The 18,473-nt window shown below is 51.9% G+C and carries 20 protein-coding genes; all 20 read left to right on the top strand.

The window, feature by feature from the left end; genetic code table 11:
* The first annotated feature begins 2 nt into the window (after positions 1 to 2).
* Positions 3 to 206 carry a uracil-DNA glycosylase gene (locus GF409_06300; protein ID MBD3426825.1) on the top strand — a complete coding sequence of 68 codons (204 nt, stop codon included), beginning with the start codon at positions 3 to 5 and terminating at the stop codon, positions 204 to 206.
* Between the two features lie 36 nt (positions 207 to 242).
* Positions 243 to 557, top strand: coding sequence for a DnaJ domain-containing protein (locus GF409_06295; GenBank protein MBD3426824.1), 315 nt, complete (start codon positions 243 to 245; stop codon positions 555 to 557).
* A gap of 113 nt (positions 558 to 670) precedes the next feature.
* Positions 671 to 1,147 carry a hypothetical protein gene (locus GF409_06290; GenBank protein MBD3426823.1) on the top strand — a complete coding sequence of 159 codons (477 nt, stop codon included), beginning with the start codon at positions 671 to 673 and terminating at the stop codon, positions 1,145 to 1,147.
* Positions 1,140 to 2,111, top strand: coding sequence for a DUF1722 domain-containing protein (locus GF409_06285; protein ID MBD3426822.1), 972 nt, complete (start codon positions 1,140 to 1,142; stop codon positions 2,109 to 2,111). The genes GF409_06290 and GF409_06285 overlap by 8 nt, the downstream gene beginning before the upstream one ends.
* Before the next feature lie 12 nt (positions 2,112 to 2,123).
* Entirely contained in the window at positions 2,124 to 2,933 is an 810-nt protein-coding gene (larE, locus tag GF409_06280) for an ATP-dependent sacrificial sulfur transferase LarE (protein ID MBD3426821.1), read from the top strand.
* Positions 2,933 to 3,670 carry a nickel pincer cofactor biosynthesis protein LarB gene (gene larB / locus GF409_06275; GenBank protein ID MBD3426820.1) on the top strand — a complete coding sequence of 246 codons (738 nt, stop codon included), beginning with the start codon at positions 2,933 to 2,935 and terminating at the stop codon, positions 3,668 to 3,670. Before larE ends, larB begins: the two co-directional genes overlap by 1 nt.
* Before the next feature lie 4 nt (positions 3,671 to 3,674).
* Positions 3,675 to 4,010: a cupin domain-containing protein gene (locus tag GF409_06270; protein MBD3426819.1), complete on the top strand. Its 336-nt coding sequence runs from the start codon at positions 3,675 to 3,677 to the stop codon at positions 4,008 to 4,010.
* Positions 4,007 to 4,720 (top strand): tetratricopeptide repeat protein, encoded by a 714-nt coding sequence (locus GF409_06265; protein MBD3426818.1) that lies wholly within the window; start codon positions 4,007 to 4,009, stop codon positions 4,718 to 4,720. Before GF409_06270 ends, GF409_06265 begins: the two co-directional genes overlap by 4 nt.
* Before the next feature lie 85 nt (positions 4,721 to 4,805).
* The gene (locus GF409_06260; protein ID MBD3426817.1) at positions 4,806 to 5,660 is read left to right on the top strand and encodes a hypothetical protein; all 855 of its coding nucleotides are present in this window, start codon (positions 4,806 to 4,808) and stop codon (positions 5,658 to 5,660) included.
* 413 nt (positions 5,661 to 6,073) lie between these two features.
* Positions 6,074 to 6,763, top strand: coding sequence for a response regulator (locus tag GF409_06255; protein ID MBD3426816.1), 690 nt, complete (start codon positions 6,074 to 6,076; stop codon positions 6,761 to 6,763).
* Between the two features lie 2 nt (positions 6,764 to 6,765).
* A complete protein-coding gene (locus tag GF409_06250) occupies positions 6,766 to 8,526 on the top strand; it encodes a HAMP domain-containing protein (protein MBD3426815.1) in 1,761 nt (586 codons plus the stop codon).
* A gap of 127 nt (positions 8,527 to 8,653) precedes the next feature.
* Positions 8,654 to 8,923, top strand: coding sequence for a hypothetical protein (locus tag GF409_06245; protein ID MBD3426814.1), 270 nt, complete (start codon positions 8,654 to 8,656; stop codon positions 8,921 to 8,923).
* Positions 8,924 to 8,956: 33 nt separating this feature from the next.
* Positions 8,957 to 10,285, top strand: a complete 1,329-nt coding sequence (locus tag GF409_06240) for a hypothetical protein (protein MBD3426813.1) — start codon at positions 8,957 to 8,959, stop codon at positions 10,283 to 10,285.
* A gap of 73 nt (positions 10,286 to 10,358) precedes the next feature.
* Positions 10,359 to 11,243, top strand: coding sequence for a phosphate ABC transporter substrate-binding protein PstS family protein (gene pstS, locus GF409_06235; protein MBD3426812.1), 885 nt, complete (start codon positions 10,359 to 10,361; stop codon positions 11,241 to 11,243).
* A 41-nt stretch (positions 11,244 to 11,284) separates the two neighbouring features.
* Positions 11,285 to 12,166, top strand: coding sequence for a phosphate ABC transporter permease subunit PstC (pstC, locus tag GF409_06230; protein MBD3426811.1), 882 nt, complete (start codon positions 11,285 to 11,287; stop codon positions 12,164 to 12,166).
* Complete coding sequence (gene pstA / locus GF409_06225; protein ID MBD3426810.1) at positions 12,163 to 13,017, top strand: phosphate ABC transporter permease PstA; 855 nt, start codon at positions 12,163 to 12,165, stop codon at positions 13,015 to 13,017. The genes pstC and pstA overlap by 4 nt, the downstream gene beginning before the upstream one ends.
* A 2-nt stretch (positions 13,018 to 13,019) precedes the next feature.
* Entirely contained in the window at positions 13,020 to 13,781 is a 762-nt protein-coding gene (locus GF409_06220; protein MBD3426809.1) for a phosphate ABC transporter ATP-binding protein, read from the top strand.
* A gap of 33 nt (positions 13,782 to 13,814) precedes the next feature.
* Positions 13,815 to 14,486, top strand: a complete 672-nt coding sequence (gene phoU, locus GF409_06215) for a phosphate signaling complex protein PhoU (GenBank protein ID MBD3426808.1) — start codon at positions 13,815 to 13,817, stop codon at positions 14,484 to 14,486.
* Between the two features lie 133 nt (positions 14,487 to 14,619).
* Complete coding sequence (locus GF409_06210) at positions 14,620 to 16,131, top strand: thymidylate synthase (FAD) (GenBank protein ID MBD3426807.1); 1,512 nt, start codon at positions 14,620 to 14,622, stop codon at positions 16,129 to 16,131.
* 253 nt (positions 16,132 to 16,384) lie between these two features.
* Positions 16,385 to 18,472: a TonB-dependent receptor gene (locus GF409_06205; GenBank protein ID MBD3426806.1), complete on the top strand. Its 2,088-nt coding sequence runs from the start codon at positions 16,385 to 16,387 to the stop codon at positions 18,470 to 18,472.
* Position 18,473 lies beyond the last annotated feature (1 nt).

The following is an 18,473-nucleotide window of genomic DNA, read 5'->3' as shown; positions in this document are numbered from 1 at the left end:
TCATGGCAGAAACAAACGCGTGCAAATGGTTCGATGTATGCCCGATGAAGTATTTCTGGCAAAAAGGGATGCTGGATGAAAAATGGATAAAGGAATACTGTTTAGGGGATAATTCCGGGTGCGTAAGGAAGGACCTCGAAGAGAAAGGAGCACCCCACCCGGATAACATGTTGCCCGACGGGTCGATAGACCAGGACCTTGGGTGAGGGTTCGTTGCTTTGAGCAAAAAAGGAGATCGCAGAATGACGGATTTCAAAAAGATAAATGATGCCAGGAAAATCCTGGGGCTCGGCGAGAGCGCAACTCTGTACGAGATAAAGGACGTTTACAGGAAGCTGTCCCTGAAATATCATCCGGATAAATGCGAAGAAGAGGAAAAAGCCGAATGCGAGGAGACCTTCAAAAAGATCAGCTCCGCCTACGAGACCATAATGACATACTGCGCGAATTACCGGTTCTCCTTCGCCGTAGAAGAGGTCCAGGGGGTCGATATGGACAAGGAGATCTACGACCATATGAAAAGGTTCTATGACGGATGGTTCGGCGACCTTTCCTGAATTTACGGCAGCCTCACGGGCGTGCTCCTCAGGACGCATTTTGTTTTTAATCGGGGAAGATAACTGGTATAATAACGCTTGTTGCCGGAAACGATCCAATCAAGGAGGATGAGATGTCGAATATCTTTAATGTAGCCGAAGTCGTAGACATGGGAATCGAGAAAGAGAAAAAAAGAAGGGATTTTTACGCGCTCACGGCCGAGCAGTTCGATGATGAAGAGCTCAAGGAGCTTTTCGGTAATCTGCGCGACTGGGAGCAGGAACATATAGACAAGTTCACCCGGATAAGGTCAGACCTCAAGCAGAAGGAGATCCCGGAAAGGTATTCAGGGGAACTGGCCGGATACATGGAAGCCCTTGTTGACGATAAGCTGTACAAGGAGCTTACCCCGGATGCTTACACTAAGGAGATATCCTCTCCCCGAGAGGCTATAGAACGGGGCATGGAATTCGAGAAGGACGCGATCCTTTTTTTCAGCGAGCTTATGAAGAACGTGGAGAACGGTAACAAGAGCACGATACAGACACTGATCGACGAGGAAAAAAAGCACCTGCTCTATTTGAGGCAGCTGCGAAGCAAATATGAATAAGAAGTTCCCCAAACCGAGGGTTTTTGCCAGCAGATGCCTGGGTTTCGAAGCGTGCAGGTGGAACGGGGCGATCATACCCGATAAATTCGTTGAGAAGCTCAAGCCCCATGTTGAGTACATAACCACCTGCCCCGAGGCGGATATAGGCCTGGGCGTGCCCCGGGACCCGATCAGGATAATTTTTACCGATGGTTCTTTCCGTCTGGCGCAGCTTAATACCGGGAGGGACGTGACGGACCTTATGCGGGACTACGCGCGCGAATACGTCCGCTCTCTTGAGGGGATGGACGGGTTCATCCTTAAGGATAGGTCTCCTTCCTGCGGACTGAAGGATGTCAAGGTATATCCCGGTCTCAAAGCCAATAACGTCATAAAGAAGACCAGCGGTTTCTTCGCCAGGGAGGTTATCGATAGATATCCCGCTCTGGCCGTTGAGACCGAGGGACGTCTAACCAATTACAATCTCAGGGAGAATTTCCTCACCAAGATCTTTACCCTCGCTTCCTTCCGCGGCATAGAGGACCGGCGCCAGATGAAGGACCTGGTGGATTTCCACGCGCGGAACAAATTCCTCCTGATGGCATACGACCAGGAGGAGCTGGCTCTGATGGGCAGGGTCGTGGCTAACCATGAAAAAAAGCCCGCCGCGGAGGTTTTCTCCCAATACAGGGAACACCTCGGCAGGGCTCTTGGCGAACCCCCGAAATACACCCAGAACATCAACGTGATGATGCACGGGCTGGGGTACTTTTCAAAGGAGCTCACCGAGGACGAAAAAAGGTTCTTCCTTAATTCACTTGAAGAATACCGACGGGAACAGGTACCCCTCAGCGTTCCGGTCAGTCTGCTGAGGTCCTTTATTGTCAGGTTCAGGGAAGAATACCTTATGCAACAGACGTTTTTCGAGCCTTATCCGATAGAGCTGGTGGCGGTCAAGGATTCCGGGAAAGGCCGCGAGTTCTGATCTGTGATATCCATGTGCAGCAGAAATCCCTCAAAATACTCGTCTCTCAAAGAGATATTGCGGAGCATGAAGAGCGTTCTGGTAGCGTTTTCCGGAGGCATTGACAGTACGCTGCTACTCAAGGCCGCAACGGACGCCCTGGGGAGAGAGGTGATAGCGGTTACAGCGGTATCTCCGGCAAAATCCCCGGAAGAAGCGCCCCGGGCAAGGGAAATAGCCGCGGGAATTGGTGTCGAACACATCTTTATTGATTCGACCGAACTTTCTGATGAGAACGTGGCGCATAACCTGCCGGAAAGATGTTATTACTGTAAGAGGAGCCTTTTCGCGCAGCTTGCCGAAATAGCCGGGGAAAAGGGTTCAAGGTTCATTGTTGAAGGCACTAATGCTGATGACGAACAGATGCACAGGCCGGGCAGCCGCGCGAGAAATGAAATGGGCGTAAGGAGCCCCCTCGCCGAAGCCCGCCTCGGAAAAGACCGGATAAGGGAGTTACTCCGCCAAAAGGGCCTTGGGAACTGGCAGGCGCCTTCGCAGTCCTGCCTTCTGACAAGGTTCCCTTACGGGATGCAGATAGATACCCGAGAACTAAAGAGGGTAGCGAAAGCCGAGGAGATGATAAGATCGATGGGGTTCTCCGCGGTAAGGGTACGCGTCTCAGCTGGGGGAGCGAGGGTTGAAGTCCTTCCCGGCGAGGCATGCGAATTGACGAAAAGCCCCGAAAAGTTTATTATTATAGAGAAACTTGAAAAACTCGGTTACGAAAAGGTCGTGATAGACCCGGAAGGTTATCGCACAGGAAGCATGGACGAGGCACTCTAATGGAAAAACGCCAGATAAGGAAGATCCTCAAAGAAGTAAAGGACGGCAAGATCAGCACGGATCGGGCATTGGAGGCCTTGAGGGCCTTCCCTTTCGATGATATGGGTTTTGCTAAGATAGATACCCACCGGGACCTGAGAAAAGGGTTCCCGGAAGTCGTTTTCTGCAGCGGCAAGAGCTGCGAGCAGATAACAGCGATATTCGGTAAGAGGAAGGATTCGACCATCATGGCTACGAGGGCGGACCATGATATTTACCAGGCGGTGAAAAAAACGAGGAAGGAAGCAGTCTACTATCCCGAAGCTGCGATAGTCTTTGCCGGAAGAAAACGCCGAAAGAGCGGCAGGACCATCCTGGTGGCCTCGGCGGGGACTTCTGACATACCCGTTGCCGAGGAGGCGGCAGTTACCGCGGAGATACTGGGTAACCGCGTGGACCGCTCTTATGATATAGGTGTCGCCGGCATGCACAGGATGCTGGCGAACCGCGAAAAGCTCGCCCGGGCCAATGTCGTGATAGTGGTCGCGGGGATGGACGGCGCCCTGCCTAGCCTGGTCGGGGGACTGGTCGGCCGTCCGGTGATCGCCGTTCCGACAAGTGTGGGCTACGGGGCTAATTTCAGGGGCCTCGCGCCGCTACTTACCGTACTCAATAGCTGCGCGCCCGGGGTGGCGACCGTTAATATAGATAACGGCTTCGGTGCCGGGTACATGGCATCCCTGATTAACAGGAAGTAAGCATATGACTGGACCTAAAGCGGTCAGAATAAAAGACGATGGATCGCGCCAGCGCCTCCTTGAAGGCCGCCCGGCAACCTCAGGCATGAAATCCGGATACGTGAAGCTGGAAGAAGGCGGATCGGTCGGCAGGCACAGCACGAAGGAAAGGGAAGAAGCGCTGGTCATAATGGAGGGTGAAGCCCGGGTCTGTTGTGAGGGGAGTGAGCCGCTCATGGCAAAAGCCGAAAGCGTTGTTTATATACCTCCCGATACACCCCATGATGTCATTAACGCGGGAAGAGGACCTCTTAGGTACGTGTACGTGGTCTCTCCCGCGGGCGAAAGGTTATCCGGATGAAGTATCTATTGATAGGGTTGATGTGTCTCTCCATGCTGCTGGGCCTCTGTAAAAAGGCCTTCACGCGGGAGGGGGAGGACCTCAAGCATTATGACAAGGCTATCTCCCTTCTGAACAAGGTGCTTGAGATAGATCCGGACGATACCGACGCGCTCATAAAAAGAGGCGCTTCTTACATAATGAAAGGCGAGTATGACCTCGCGCTCAAGGACCTGGACAGGGCGGCCGAGCTGGATCCGGAGAACCCGAAGGCTTATTATAACAGGGGTGTTGTCTTTTACCATAAAAGGCAGCTTGATAAGGCGATAGCGGATTTTGACAGAGCCCAGCGGCTCGCTCCCGGGGATGTGGATGTTTATAACAGCCGGGCGAACGTCTATGCCGTGAAAGGTCTTACCGGCAGGGCGATAGAGGATTATACTAAAGCCCTCCAGATCGACCCGGGTCTTATAAAGACCTATTACAACAGGGGAGTTCTGTATATTTCACGGAAGAAGTACGACCTGGCCATAAAGGATTTCACCAGGTCCCTTGAACTGGACCCGGATTACGCACCCTCTTACCAGAGCAGGGCGATAGCCCATTATTACAAGGGCGAATACGATAAGAGCCGCCAGAACGTCCAGAAGGCTCTTGCGCTTGGCTTCCCGGTGAACGGATCATTCCTGGAAGCGCTCCGGAAAAGAACCGGCGAAAACGCGGAGGAATGACAGAGATCTGCCGCGTCATACTCCACCCGCGATGTTCACGCAATATTCGTTTGACATACTCATCCAGCCTGCCTAAAATGCAAATATGAAGAAGCTTTCGTTTATCCTGATCATTCTGTTCCTCTCGGGTACCGTTTTTGCGGATAACGCGCCCCAGAACGTGTATTCCTGCAGGCCCGCCGGGACCTGGCGCGGCGAAAAGTTCGTTTTCCATCCCAAGCCGATGAACCTCAGGAAATTCAAGTACGTTAACATCAATATAGTGGATGGGGACGGCAAGAGAAGCCCCTCTTACGCCGAATGCGTCGGCAAGACCGTTACTGTCACGGATATAGATATCCAGGACGAGGATAATTTCACCGTGCGTTTCCGCTCCGACGACGGCACTCTCTACGAAGCTGTAACTAATACCGGCTGCATAGAAGGGCTTATCCCCCTCAGGGATATCGAGAACGCCAGAGAGGAGTTCTCGGGCAGCAAACTCTGGCACCTCAAGGAGAACATGCTGAGGTATGAGGAAGCTACCGATTCCTACGAGCCGGTTTACGCGCCTAAATATTCTTCTCTCACGGTCGTGGACGTCGAACCAGGCTGGAGCAATACCACCCCGGTAAGGTTCATCCTCGAGAATGAATATGAACAGAAGGGTTATGTCGAACTCAACCTCAGCGGCACCAACGTTCCAAGGAGCATGCGCTCGCGCAACAGGTTATGGGATAATTTTTCCAGGGATGATCCGGAAAAATGGGATGAGATGACCAAGAACTATCTTGAGAGACACATGATCCAGCCGGGCATGACCTCCGGCCAGGTGCAGATGAGCTGGGGAAGCCCCGCGAAAATAGAGGACCTTTCCGGAGGCCGACAGAAATGGATATACCCCTACGGCGACTGCCTGTATTTCAAAGGGGGCAGGCTTGAAAAGATCTCCGGAGAATAGATCCGTATAGGCTGGTTATTTCATTCACGTCATAGACCCCGCATGTTACCGGGGGATCCGTCTGAACATTATCATTGATAGGTCTTAAGGAGAGAGTTTTTACCAGTTTCGTAATATAACGCGCGGGCTTCATCCAACTTTTCCACTGTGCCCTTTTTTCTTTTCCCCACGTCCTGCTCTTCTGTATGGCGCTCACTAGAGCGAAAATACCGCCGTACAGTATATACACATTCTGTTACGTTAGTGTGAATGCCGTGTCATGGTCCTGTGAATTCCTTTTCCTGCGTAATACGCTGAAAACCCGATGGGATAAGGCCAATAACTGGTGGACAATTCATTGATGATTTTGTATGATATTTGTAAGTTGCTGATAGACCCTGTTAGGGTAACATAAAAGAAACGGAGACTGACCAATGGCGAAAAAGAGGATACTTATCATTGAAGACGACAAGGATATCGCGAAGCTCGTCAAATATAACCTCGAAAAGGCCGGATTCGAATGCGCCGTCTCATCGACGGGGGAGAACGCTCTTGAGGTCCTTGACAGGAACCCGGTCGACCTTATCCTCCTGGATATAATGCTCCCGCAGATAGACGGTCTTGAAGTATGCAGAAGAATAAAACAGGATGAGAAGCTTTCCAATATCCCCGTTGTCATGCTGACGGCGAAGGGCGAGGAAGTCGACAGGGTAGTTGGTTTCGAGCTGGGCGCGGACGATTATATAGTCAAGCCCTTCAGCCCACGCGAGCTCATTCTGCGGGTCAAGGCGATACTGAAAAGAGTGACAAAGCCTGAGCCCAAAGCGGACATTCTCAAGTCCGGCAAGCTCAAGGTCGACATATCCCGGCATATGGTGACGGTCGACAAGAAAGAGGTCACGCTCACCCCCATGGAGTTCGATCTATTGGGCACGCTGATGAAACGGGCCGGCAGGGTGCAGTCGAGGGAACGGTTGCTGAACGACGTATGGGATATAGCCAGCGATGTTACCACACGGACGGTCGATACCCATGTCAAGCGCTTGCGTGAAAAGCTGGGCAAGGCAGGCGACGCGATAGAGACCGTAAGGGGAATAGGGTACAAGTTCAGAGAAAAGGATTGATCTTGCGGCTGAATATCCAGTATAAGATCACTATAATCTTCGTCCTGCTTTTCGCGGTCATACTCTTCGGTACTTACCTCTACCTCGATAACGCCCTCATAGAAAAAGCCTATCGCAGGATGAAGACCAATCTTCTCAAGGAGAGCGTTCTCACGAAGATGATCTTCGAAAAAGCGATGAGCGACGGCACCGCGGGAAGGGAACTCGATCTCATAGCGAATGAGGTGGGAGAGTCCCTGGGGCTCAGGGTCACGCTTATAGGGCTTGACGGGAAGGTCTTGGGCGACACGGACCTTGACCAGGAGGAGCTTGCCAGGGTGGAGAACCACCTCTACCGCCCGGAAGTGCAGGAAGCTCTTCTTACCGGTACCGGTGAAAGCATAAGGTTCAGCACCACAGTGCAGAAGAACCTCCTGTATATGGCCAAGAGAATGGACCGCGGGGTGGTAAGGCTGGCCGTCCCGCTTTCGGATGTTGAGTTCATCTCAAGCCGTCTCAAGAGAACGCTCTCGGTCTCCATACTTCTCGCTTTTCTCTTCGCGATGATCGCAAGTTTCTTTACTTCCATACTCATCTCAAAACCCCTGAGGAGCATGTCGGAACTGGCTAAAAAAATAGCGGGTGGGGATTTCTCCGAAAGGGTCCTTATTCGCTCTAACGACGAGATAGGGGACCTTGCAAAATCCTTCAACGACATGTCGGAACAGATAAGGGCGCGCATAGACGAGGTTATCACGGGCCGGTCCAGGTTCGAGGCGGTGCTCCTTAACATGTTCGACGGGGTAATGGTGGTCGATTCCAGGGGGATAATACTTCTGATGAACCCTTCTCTTATGTCGGTCCTCATGGTGCAGGATAATCCCGCCGGGAAAAAACCCGTGGAAGTCTTGAGGAACGTCGACGTCCAGGAGATGACCGACAGCGTACTCAAGCTGACCGAAGGGGTGGAGTCAAGGGAGATAACGCTCCTTCTTGACGAGGAGAAGACCTTTTTCGTTCACGGCACGCCGATATTGCGTGAAGAAAAGACCGAAGGCGCTGTCCTGGTCTTTCATGATATAACCGAGCTCAGGAAACTCGAGAAGATACGCAAGGATTTCGTGGCCAATGTCTCGCACGAGCTGAGGACCCCGGTATCCAACATCCAGGGGTATTCAGAGACCCTCCTCGAAGGAGCCCTTGAAGACAAGACGCATGCCGAGGAATTCGTCAGGATAATACATGCCGCCGCCGACCGACTGGCCAAGCTCATCGAGGACCTCCTAAGCCTTTCGGGCATAGAATCGGGGAAGGTCAGATCCGAGCTTAAACCCTGCTCGATCTATCCGATAACCAGGAAGGTGCTTTCGGGGCTTGAAAGACAGGCCAGGGAAAAGAACATCAATATCGAGGTCAATATACCCGGGGACCTGCCCGAGATAATGGCCGACGATATGCGCATATCCCAGGTCATGCTCAACCTGGTGGATAACGCTATCAAATATTCCGAAGAAGGTGGCAGTGTGGAAATACGGGCTTCCCGCGAGGAGGGTCTCGTAAAAATATCCGTTTTCGATAACGGTATCGGCATCCCGGAGAGGGACCTGCCGCGCATCTTCGAAAGGTTCTACCGGGTGGACAAGGCCCGCTCACGAGAGCTCGGAGGCACGGGTCTGGGTCTTTCGATAGTCAAGCATATCATACAGGACCATGGCGGAGATGTCTGGGTCGAAAGCACCCCGGGAAAAGGCTCGACCTTTTTTTTCACGGTTCCCAGGGCGTGAAAGACTTTTCATCAGGCCAAAAATTCGAAAAGAGGCCCCTTCTACAATTCACAAAATTGTCACTTTTCCTTAAATCCGATTTCACAGGCAGGATATACACTCAAGTCCAAAAGGGAAGGGGAAAGTTATGGAGATATTCTTAGAGGTATTTATCCTGGCGGTCTTCGGCAGCCTGATAGGAGCGACCTATTACCGGTTCTGTGTTGTCATGTCGGGAGGGCTTATGAACATGATGTCAAGCGGCAAGAAAATTCAGAAGGAAGGAGGTGAACCTGACGACCAGAATGACTGGCTTTTAACTTACCTTGTCGCCGATCATCGTTTGCACTATAAAGATATCGAAAAATACGTCGAAGAATCGGGACTGGAAAAGACGGGTGAACTTGTAAACGTCTAGACCGGCCCCATCCTAAATAGGGGGAAGAAAATATTGAGAAAAACTTTAATTATCTTGCTTGGGGCTTTCGCGCTTTTTGCTGGGGCGGCGACGGTACATGCGGGACAGATGGACGTGCTTGTCAACAAGCTTGTGGAAAAAGGCGTTCTCACGCCTTACGAGGCACAGATACTCCTGGCCGAGGCGAAGGAAGAAGCCGCCAAGGAACTTGCCAAGGGTAAGGCCGTCACGGCGCCTGCCTGGACCCAGAAGATCAAGGTCAAGGGTGATGTCAGGTTTCGCACGCAGACGGACTGGGGTAAAGGCCTGGGCCCGGCCCACCAGAGGACCCGCCAGAGGGTGAGAGCCCGCCTGGGCGTCGAGGGCAAGGTCAACGACCAGGTGAAGGCCGGAATGTACATAGTCACCGGAGGTAACGATCCGCGTTCAACGAACCAGACCCTGGATGATGAGTTCGAGACCAAAGACATCAGGATTGACGGTTATTATATCGGCTGGACTCCGCAACTTCCCGAAGGTGTGGGTGACGGCACGCTGTGGCTGGGTAAGTTCAAGAACCCGCTGCAGAAGTCGGAACTTTTGTGGGACGGGGATATATGGCCGGCGGGTATAGCGGCCCAGTACATGTCCTCACCTTTCGAGATGGGCGATATCCCGGGCAATCTTTACGCCAACGCAGGCATGCTCTGGCTGGATGAGATGTCCACTTCCCAGAGGGATCCTCTTATGTGGGTCATGCAGGGCGGTGTGAAGATGGATGTAGTTCGCGACTGGGGCGCTAAGCTTAACTTCGGGCTTGCCTATTATGATCTTGCCAACGTAAAGGGCAACCAGAGCGCCAACCTGGCCGAACATTCCGCGGGCACCAACACCACCTGGGGGGGAGCGCTGGGCAATACTTACCGCTATGACTTCAACATGCTGGACTTTCTGATCAAGTATGACAGCAAGATGCTGGGTGACTTTGAACTGGGTCACGGTCTTTATACCGACCTTATCTTCAACACCGATCCGCCCAAGAGAAGGTTCGCCTGGCAGCTCGGCGGTTATATAGGAAAGAAGAAGCCGAAGAAGCCCGGCCAGTGGAAGCTCTGGGGCGAATACAGGTATATCGAAAGGGACGCGGTGCCGGATTTCATGCCTGACTCGGATTTCGTGGGGTTCACCACTGCCGGTGCTGCCGCCGGAGGCGGTACCAATTCTCAGGGTGTTATTTTCGGCGTGCAGTATGCCATCTTCAAGAATACCCTGCTGGGCGGAAAATATTGCTGCACATGGCCGCTGAGCCTTGACGAGACACTGAATAACAGGATGGACGAGCCGTACCAGCTTCTCCAGATGGACGTGAAGGTGAAGTTCTAATGTATCTCAAACGTAACGCGAAGTTCACAGATCTGTCACAAAATAATCTTATAAAATAAAAAGGAGAAGATCCATGAAGAAGAGCAGGAAAATAATAGCACTTGCGGTAATGGCGGTTTTCTTGTGCACTTCGGGCGGCGCGCGCGCCGGGGATATGGTCCAGATCAAGGGATCGGATACCCTGATAAATCTCGTGCAGAAGCTGAGCGAAGTGTACATGGAAAAGAACCCGGGCAAATATATCGCCGTCACCGGCGGTGGGTCGGGTACCGGTATAGCCGCTTTGACAAACGGTAAATGCGACCTTGCCAACGCTTCACGCAACATGAAGCCCAAGGAGATAACCCGCGCCCAGAGCCGCGGGGTCAGCCCGAAAAGGGTGGTTATCGCGCTTGACGGCTTGAGTGTGATCGTTAACGGCACCAACGGTGTCGATAAACTCACCATGGGACAGATCGGCAAGATATTCCGCGGCGAGGCGACCAACTGGAAGGACGTGGGAGGCGCGGATAAACCTATCACTCTTTACGGCAGGCAGTCCAATTCCGGCACGTTCGTTCTTTTCAGGGACATGGTACTTAAAGGGGACTATTCGGCCAGGATGAAAAGGATGAACGGTAACAGTCAGATAGTCGAGGCGGTGAAGGCCGATTCCACGGGCATAGGATATGTCGGCGTGGGATACGTGAAGAACGTCACCGGCATAAAGGTGCTGGAGGTGGCCGCCTATGAGGGAGCTCCTTACGCGAGCCCTCTCAGGACAGAAGATGTAAAGTCCGGTAAATATCCGATAGCCAGACCCCTCAACCAGTATGTTGACGGAACGCCTGAAGGGGATGTGCGCGATTTTATTGAATTCGAACTGAGCGCCGAGGGGCAGAGAATAGTGGAAGAAGAAGGGTTCTTTCCCATTCCCAAGGAATACGAACAGTTCAATGAGAGGAACGCGGGTATCTAAAGAAGTAAAAGCTGTGTGCTGAAGGAGGCCGTGGATAATAAATGAAAGACCTGAAAGAAAAGTTGATCCACGGCCTCTTTTTCTTTAACGGCTTTCTTGTCGTTATAGTTCTATTGGGGATCTTTGCCCTCCTTGTCTTCACTTCACTTCCGGGTTTCAAGGAAATAAGCATAAAGGAATTCCTTTTTACCGCGCGCTGGAACCCCACCTCTTACGTGAAGCCCATCTACGGCCTAGGTTCCATGCTGGTAAGCACCCTTATGGTAACGGTAGGGGCGCTGGTCATCGCTATTCCCCTTGGTATAGGTACAGCGGCGTATCTATCGGATGTCGCGAATAAACGCGTCAGGGAAATAGCCAAGCCCGTGATAGAGATACTGGCCGGCATCCCTTCGGTCGTTATCGGTTTTCTGGGTATCGTACTTGTGGGACCGATAATAGCCAGGATATTCAATATTCCAAACGGGCTTAACGCGGTCAACGGTTCCATACTCCTGGGGATAATGGCCTTACCGACCATAATCAGCCTTACCGAAGACGCCTTAAAGAGCGTTCCCAAGTCCTATTCGGAGGCCTCGCTGGCTTTAGGGGCCACCAAGTGGCAGACGGTCGTCAGGGTCAAGATACCAGCTTCCATGTCCGGTATATTCGCCGCAAGCATGCTCGGCATGGGTAGAGCCATAGGAGAGACGATGACGGTGCTCATGGCCTGTGGCAACGCGCCGGCCATGCCCCAGAGTTTTCTGGACTCGGTAAGGACCATGACCGCCACGATAGCCATAGAACTGGGGGAGGTGCCTTATTACACCACGCATTATTACGCGCTTTTCGGGGTCGGGCTCGTGCTTTTCATTATTACCTTCATGGTCAACATGATAGCGGATATCGTATTGCGTAAATATCAGGTGGTGAAGCAGCAATGAACAACAAGAAACTTTCACAGATGCTGGGCTTTGCACTTTTAAGGACGTGCATGGCAGTTGTGGTGTTCATCCTCATGGTGATATTGTATGATATCATATCCAAGGGAATAGGCGTCATAAGCTGGCAGTTCCTCACCCAGCCTCCGAAGAACGGGATGACCGAGGGAGGTATCTTCCCGGCGATAGTGGGGACCTTTCTGGTCACGGTCTTTACCGCGGTACTTGCCGTGCCCCTGGGCATGGGATGCGCGATCTACTTGAACGAGTACGCCAGGGATAATAAGCTGACGCGCCTGATAAGGATGTCGATCAGGAACCTTTCCGGCGTCCCCTCTATAGTTTACGGGCTTTTCGGGGTCGTGCTTTTCGTTCAGCTTCTCCGGCTGGGCACGTGCATACTTTCGGCCGGGTTCACGCTGGGGCTTATGACCCTGCCCTGGACGATAACCGCAAGCGAGGAAGCTCTTAAGAACGTGCCCAGGTCCTACCGGGACGGGGCACTGGCGCTGGGCGCGACCAAGTGGCAGACCATAAGGACGAATGTGCTTCCGTACGCCGTTCCCGGCATGCTTACCGGGACCATACTCGGATTGTCACGCGCAGCCGGAGAGACCGCGCCGATACTTTTTACCGGAGCGGCTTTCTTCCTGCCGTTTTTACCCAGGTCGGTGTTCGACCAGTTCATGGCGCTTCCGTACCATTTGTACATTATGTCGACCCAGCACCACGCGATAGAGCAGGTAAGGCCTATCGCTTACGCCACGGCACTCGTGCTCATAGCGCTGGTATTTACGATGAACCTTTTCGCGATAGTGTTCAGGTATCATTTAAGGAAACTAAAAAGGGATTAAGGATGAAGGACGGAATCAAGATAAAGGTAGAGAACTTTGATTTTTATTACGGGGATGTCCACGCGCTTAAGGACATAACCATGGACATCTACAAGAACCAGGTGACTGGTATCATCGGTCCCTCCGGATGCGGAAAATCCACATTCCTTAGGAGCCTGAACAGGATGAACGATGTTATCCCCGGGGCAAGGGGGGAGGGGACGGTCATCCTTGACGGGGAGAACATTTTCAGCTCTACCGTGGACGTGGTGGAGATAAGGAAAAAAGTGGGAATGGTCTTCCAGAAATCCAACCCGTTCCCCAAGACCATATTCGAGAACGTGGCCTACGGCCTGAAGATAAACGGCATAAAGAACACAAAATTCATAGCCGAGAAGGTCGAGACCAGCCTTAAGGGAGCCGCTTTGTGGAAAGAGGTGAAAGACCGGCTTGGCCACAGCGCTTTCGATCTTTCGGGAGGCCAGCAGCAGAGGCTCTGTATAGCAAGGGCGCTGGCGGTGGAACCGGAGGTCCTTCTCATGGACGAACCGGCTTCCGCTCTTGACCCGACGTCCACGTCCAAGATAGAGGAGCTCATCCAGGAGCTCAAGAAGGAATATACCATAATAATAGTCACGCACAACATGCAGCAGGCGGCGAGGATATCGGATAATACCGCTTTTTTTATGCTGGGTGAACTGGTAGAATATGACGAAACGAACAAGATATTCACCAATCCTTCCAAGAAGATAACGGAGGATTACATAACCGGCCGGTTCGGTTGATGTCCCTAATCAAAAGAGAGGTGCAGGATGATGATGGAGAGGCATTTGGATGATGAGCTGAAAAAACTTAACACTGATCTGGTCAAGATGGCCAGCCTGGCCGAGGAGGCCATTTTCAAGTCGGTGGAAGCGCTTAAAAACCAGGACAAGGAATTGGCGCAGACGGTGATAGACGGCGACGGCAAGATCGACGAGATGGAGAACTCAATCGAGGAGGAGGCGATAAACCTGCTGGCGACGAAGCAGCCTATGGCCGTGGACCTCAGGTTCATCACCACCGGCATGAAGATAAACACCGAGATAGAGAGGATAGCGGACCTTGCGGTCAATATCGCCCAGAGGGTCATAGAGGTCTCCGATGAACCCCTGGTAAAGCCCCTGGTGGACATACCCAAACTCTCCGAGGTCGCCAGGAAAATGGTAAAGCAGGCGATCGATTCTTTCGTGAACAAGAACGAGTTCATGGCCAAGCAGGTCATCCTTTCCGACCCGGAGGCGAACGCTCTTAAGAATTCGATAACGGATGAACTGATAGACGAGCATATATCGAAAAATTCCAATATATCCCTCCGCGCGGTACCCCTGATACTGGTCGCGCGCCACCTGGAGAGGATCTGTGACCATGCCACCAACATCGCCGAGGATGTCATCTACATGGTCCGCGCCAAGGTAGTGAAACATCGCAAGATCGAGAACGGGGACTAGTTTCCGTTCCCCGCAGGCACATAATTGGTTTAAAATCCCCGCCATTTATGTTATCATTATTGTTACCGCTTTTTGCGGTTTGTGTATCCCCCAATAAGGACTTCTGAATTAATCGTTATTAAAAGGACGGAACGTGATGAAAGTATATCTTGCCGGGTATAACGTTGATACGGGTGTTTTGAGCGAACTTGAGGAAAAAGCGGGCAAAAGGGACGATCTTACCCCCGAAGTCCTCTCGGCCGCCTACGCGCGCATAAGCCGCGACCCGCGTCCTGTCGATAAAATAAGGGAGGACGCCCGCCGGGAGGTGGAAAGGTCCAGAAAATCCAATTCGACCATCATATTCAGGATGGGCCACCATTCGGTGGCCGAACACGCCGTGTTCAACCTTGACATACTGGGCGTCTCCCGGTTCGCCATGGAGGAGCTGGAGAAATTCCGCCTTTGCTCCTACACGGAAAAATCCCAGAGGTACATCACACTGGACAAGGATTTCGTGATACCCGCCGAAATAAAAGGCACTGATCTGGAAGACATTTTCCGGGAAGTCATACGCATCCAGAACGAAGCTTACTTCAGGTTCTTCGAGCGGTTGAAAGAACACATCTTCAGCAAGAACAGTGATCTTGCCTCCGACCCAAAAAAACACAACCTTCTTGAAGGCTGGGCCAAGGAGGACGCCCGTTACGTAACTGCTCTTGCCACCGAATCCCAAGTGGGCCAGACGCTTAATGCCCGTACGCTGGAACTCATGCTCAGAAGGTTCGCTTCACATCCACTGGCGGAGGTCAAGGAGCTGGGAAAAACCATTTACGAACAGATCTCTGAAGTGGCCCCGTCCATAGTAATATTCCATGAGGCCAACGACAAGGACAGGCTGACCTATCCGCAGCTTAAGGAGCTCGCCGGAAGCATCATCGGCGAGGAAGCTTCCTCCGGGAATAACCGGGAGGATGTCAGCCTCGTAGGATACACCCTTCAAGGGGACGATGTCCTGGCTTCTTCCATATTGCATACTTCATCGGGTCTGCCTTACCAGGATTGCCTTGCCAGGGTGAGAGAGATCACCGAAGAAGAGAAGATGTCCATTTTCAAGACCGCCTGGCGCAACATGCAGTTCTACGACAGCATGCTCAGGGAATTCGAGTATGTTAACCTCACTTACAACATCGCTCTCTCATCTGCCTGTTTCGGGCAGCTTAAAAGGCACCGCATGTCCACGATAACCAGCCAGGAATACGACCCCTCTCTGGGGGTTACCGTTCCCGAGTCTATCAAACAGACCGGTCTTGAAAAAGAGTTCATGGAGATAATTGAAAGGACTAATGAGGCCTACGATGCCATCAGTAAACGAGAACCTCTTGCCGCGCCGTACGTTCTTACCAACGCGCACCGCAAACGCGTCCTGATGAGGCTTAATGCGAGAGAACTCTACCACATTTCAAGGCTACGTGAAGATGCGCACGCTCAGTGGGATATACGCAATGTCTCCAGGCAGATGAGCGAAAAGGCCAAGGAGGTCATGCCCATGACCTTTGCCTTAATGGGCGGGAAAGACCGTTACGGCGAGATCTACCGCGATATTTTCGGCGAAATGCCTAAAGTCACCGAAACAGCCCTTCCGGGCAGCCGTAAAATAAAATAAACCTGCTTTTAGCAATTAACGAAAATAATTTGACTTATGATGGTCGGGGGAGTAATATTGTAGCTACCGGCAGGTATTATAATAATTAAAGTTATATTTAATCTCGTCTATGTAACTTATGTTTTATGCATCAGGTGAACCCGCGTATATGCGCATCTTGGATGGACGTTTCGAGTAAAGGCGACCCGATATGTATCGGAGTCGCCTTTTTATTTGCAGTATAACAACCTGATCGAACCCTAAGGCACAAGAAATGCTTAATAAACCGATGATGATCATTGTGCTATCGCTTTTCTTTGCCGCGAAGCCGGCATTCGCCCAGTCGGCCGCGCCCCCCCAGACGGAACTTGCGCTTTTCGAGGAGATACCCACGGTCTATTCCGCGAGCAGGATGGAAGAAGACATCCTTGAGGCGCCCGCGGCCATAAGCGTTATCACTTCCACTGATCTGAATGAATGGGGGATAATAGATACTCCCGATGCTTTCAGGCGGATACCGGGAGTGGATGTTATTGCCTTTGACGGCAGGACATGGGGTGTTTCCGCCAGGGGTTTTACCGAGCGCTTTTCAAGGCGCATGCTCGTTCTTCTTGACGGTATGAGCATATATACTCCTCTTTTTTCAGGTGTGATCTGGGATTTTATCCCGCTTCTCGTCGATGAGATCGACAAGATCGAGATACTCAGGGGGCCCAATGATACTCTTTACGGGTTCAACGCGTTTAACGGCGTCATAAATATAAACACCAAAGAGCCCGGGGATACTGCCGGGGTCTTTGGTAAATATATCTACAGTAATTTCGGAAAGAACGAATTTATCGGGCGGTACGGTGATAATATCGACCTCGGAAGTGCAGGGGATATAGATTTCAGGATGGCTTACAGCTACGATATGAACAGGGGCTACGGTGACGACCACGGGCGGGATTATTCCGACAGCGAGCAGGTCCAGATAGCGACCTCGAGGATAAAATATAACGCCACGGATGCGTTTGACGTGGATTTTATTTTCGGGATAAACTACGGGCCTCGCAATATCAGCGCAGTGGCCCAGAATTCGACACCGGCCAAACAGTTCCCCGAGATGGATTTTCAGATCTTAAAGTTCAATTACGATATCAACCCGACACATTCGGGCTATCTTCAGATGTACAGGTGGGGTATTAACCGGGATGTTAAAAGGCTTTCGAACGGTATACCGAACGATGATTACAGGGAAAGGCAGTATGATATAGAGTTCCAGGACAGTTTCGACCTGTTCGGGGGAAGAAGCAGCACCGTTTGGGGAGCTTCTTACCGTCATAACACGGTCGAGTCTTTCCAGGTCAAAAGGGAGCTTTCGGATAACGTAAGGCAGTCCGCCCACGATGACCTTTGGTCCGCTTTTATCAACGAGAAGATGGTGCTGCTGGAAGACCGCCCTCTGGTTGAAAAGTTAACCCTGGTCGCGGGTGTACGCGCGGAGTGGTCTCATCTTACGCGCCGGACGCAATTCGCCCCGAGGGCGTCTCTTCTTTATGAGCCGGTGAGAGACAATGTCTTCAGGGCCACTTATGCCAGAGGTTACCGCCTGCCCAGTTTCTATGAAGAGTATGCTACGAATTTTGTCCCGTCCGATACGGGGAACGTTCTGCAGCTTTTGGGGAACCGCCAGTTGAAAACCGAGACGGTGGATTCTTTTGAGATAGGGTATTCGGCAAGGTTCATGGACGGTAAGCTTCACGTAGATGCGGATACTTTCTACTCTTTTTACAAGGGTATGGTCCAGACCTTTCAAAGCCAGGCGTTCTCCGCTGTTCCCCCGCAGCCCCGGATAGTTGATTTTAACAATGCTTCCAGGGCCAGGAGTTCAGGAGTAGAACTGGCGGCGACATACAGGCCGTGGGAATGGCTTTCCCTGTATGCCAATTACACGTATCTGACCATCGCCGATACCCGCGGAGGCACCCCCACTACTTCGCTATTCCAGGGAGCTTCACCCGATAACAAGGCGAATCTGGGGGGTACGCTCAAGCTTGAAGAGGATACCATTATGAATATGCCGTATCTCGGAGGTAGCTGGCTGAACGTGAACGCCAATTTCCGTGACGCATACGTGTATTTTAACGACGCCGACAGTCCGCGCTCGGAATTTGACATAAAAAAGCACTGGAGGCTGGACTTCTGCGTGGGGAAATCTTTTTTCGACGACGGGCTTGAAGTTACTTTTTCCGGGCAAAACGTTCTCGGGGAGAATTTTGAAGCGGGTTTCGTACAAGTTCCCCAGATCTACTATTTTACTGTGACTTTGAAAAAATGGCCCTGGCAGATGCTGGAGTGGTCCGACAACGAGGAGTATTGAC

It is taken from the genome of Candidatus Omnitrophota bacterium (genome assembly GCA_014728045.1).
Taxonomy (GTDB): Bacteria; Omnitrophota; Gorgyraeia; order Tantalellales; family Tantalellaceae; genus WJMH01.
Note: the sequence above shows the minus strand (reverse complement) of the source record. Positions and strands in the feature narration are given on the sequence as shown.

Coding starts and splice junctions, on each gene's coding strand:
- GF409_06300 (MBD3426825.1), top strand. CDS start 3: ATGGCAGAAACAAACGCGTGCAAATGGTTCGATGTATGCCCGATGAAG.
- GF409_06295 (MBD3426824.1), top strand. CDS start 243: ATGACGGATTTCAAAAAGATAAATGATGCCAGGAAAATCCTGGGGCTC.
- GF409_06290 (MBD3426823.1), top strand. CDS start 671: ATGTCGAATATCTTTAATGTAGCCGAAGTCGTAGACATGGGAATCGAG.
- GF409_06285 (MBD3426822.1), top strand. CDS start 1,140: ATGAATAAGAAGTTCCCCAAACCGAGGGTTTTTGCCAGCAGATGCCTG.
- larE (MBD3426821.1), top strand. CDS start 2,124: ATGTGCAGCAGAAATCCCTCAAAATACTCGTCTCTCAAAGAGATATTG.
- larB (MBD3426820.1), top strand. CDS start 2,933: ATGGAAAAACGCCAGATAAGGAAGATCCTCAAAGAAGTAAAGGACGGC.
- GF409_06270 (MBD3426819.1), top strand. CDS start 3,675: ATGACTGGACCTAAAGCGGTCAGAATAAAAGACGATGGATCGCGCCAG.
- GF409_06265 (MBD3426818.1), top strand. CDS start 4,007: ATGAAGTATCTATTGATAGGGTTGATGTGTCTCTCCATGCTGCTGGGC.
- GF409_06260 (MBD3426817.1), top strand. CDS start 4,806: ATGAAGAAGCTTTCGTTTATCCTGATCATTCTGTTCCTCTCGGGTACC.
- GF409_06255 (MBD3426816.1), top strand. CDS start 6,074: ATGGCGAAAAAGAGGATACTTATCATTGAAGACGACAAGGATATCGCG.
- GF409_06245 (MBD3426814.1), top strand. CDS start 8,654: ATGGAGATATTCTTAGAGGTATTTATCCTGGCGGTCTTCGGCAGCCTG.
- pstS (MBD3426812.1), top strand. CDS start 10,359: ATGAAGAAGAGCAGGAAAATAATAGCACTTGCGGTAATGGCGGTTTTC.
- pstC (MBD3426811.1), top strand. CDS start 11,285: ATGAAAGACCTGAAAGAAAAGTTGATCCACGGCCTCTTTTTCTTTAAC.
- pstA (MBD3426810.1), top strand. CDS start 12,163: ATGAACAACAAGAAACTTTCACAGATGCTGGGCTTTGCACTTTTAAGG.
- GF409_06220 (MBD3426809.1), top strand. CDS start 13,020: ATGAAGGACGGAATCAAGATAAAGGTAGAGAACTTTGATTTTTATTAC.
- phoU (MBD3426808.1), top strand. CDS start 13,815: ATGGAGAGGCATTTGGATGATGAGCTGAAAAAACTTAACACTGATCTG.
- GF409_06205 (MBD3426806.1), top strand. CDS start 16,385: ATGCTTAATAAACCGATGATGATCATTGTGCTATCGCTTTTCTTTGCC.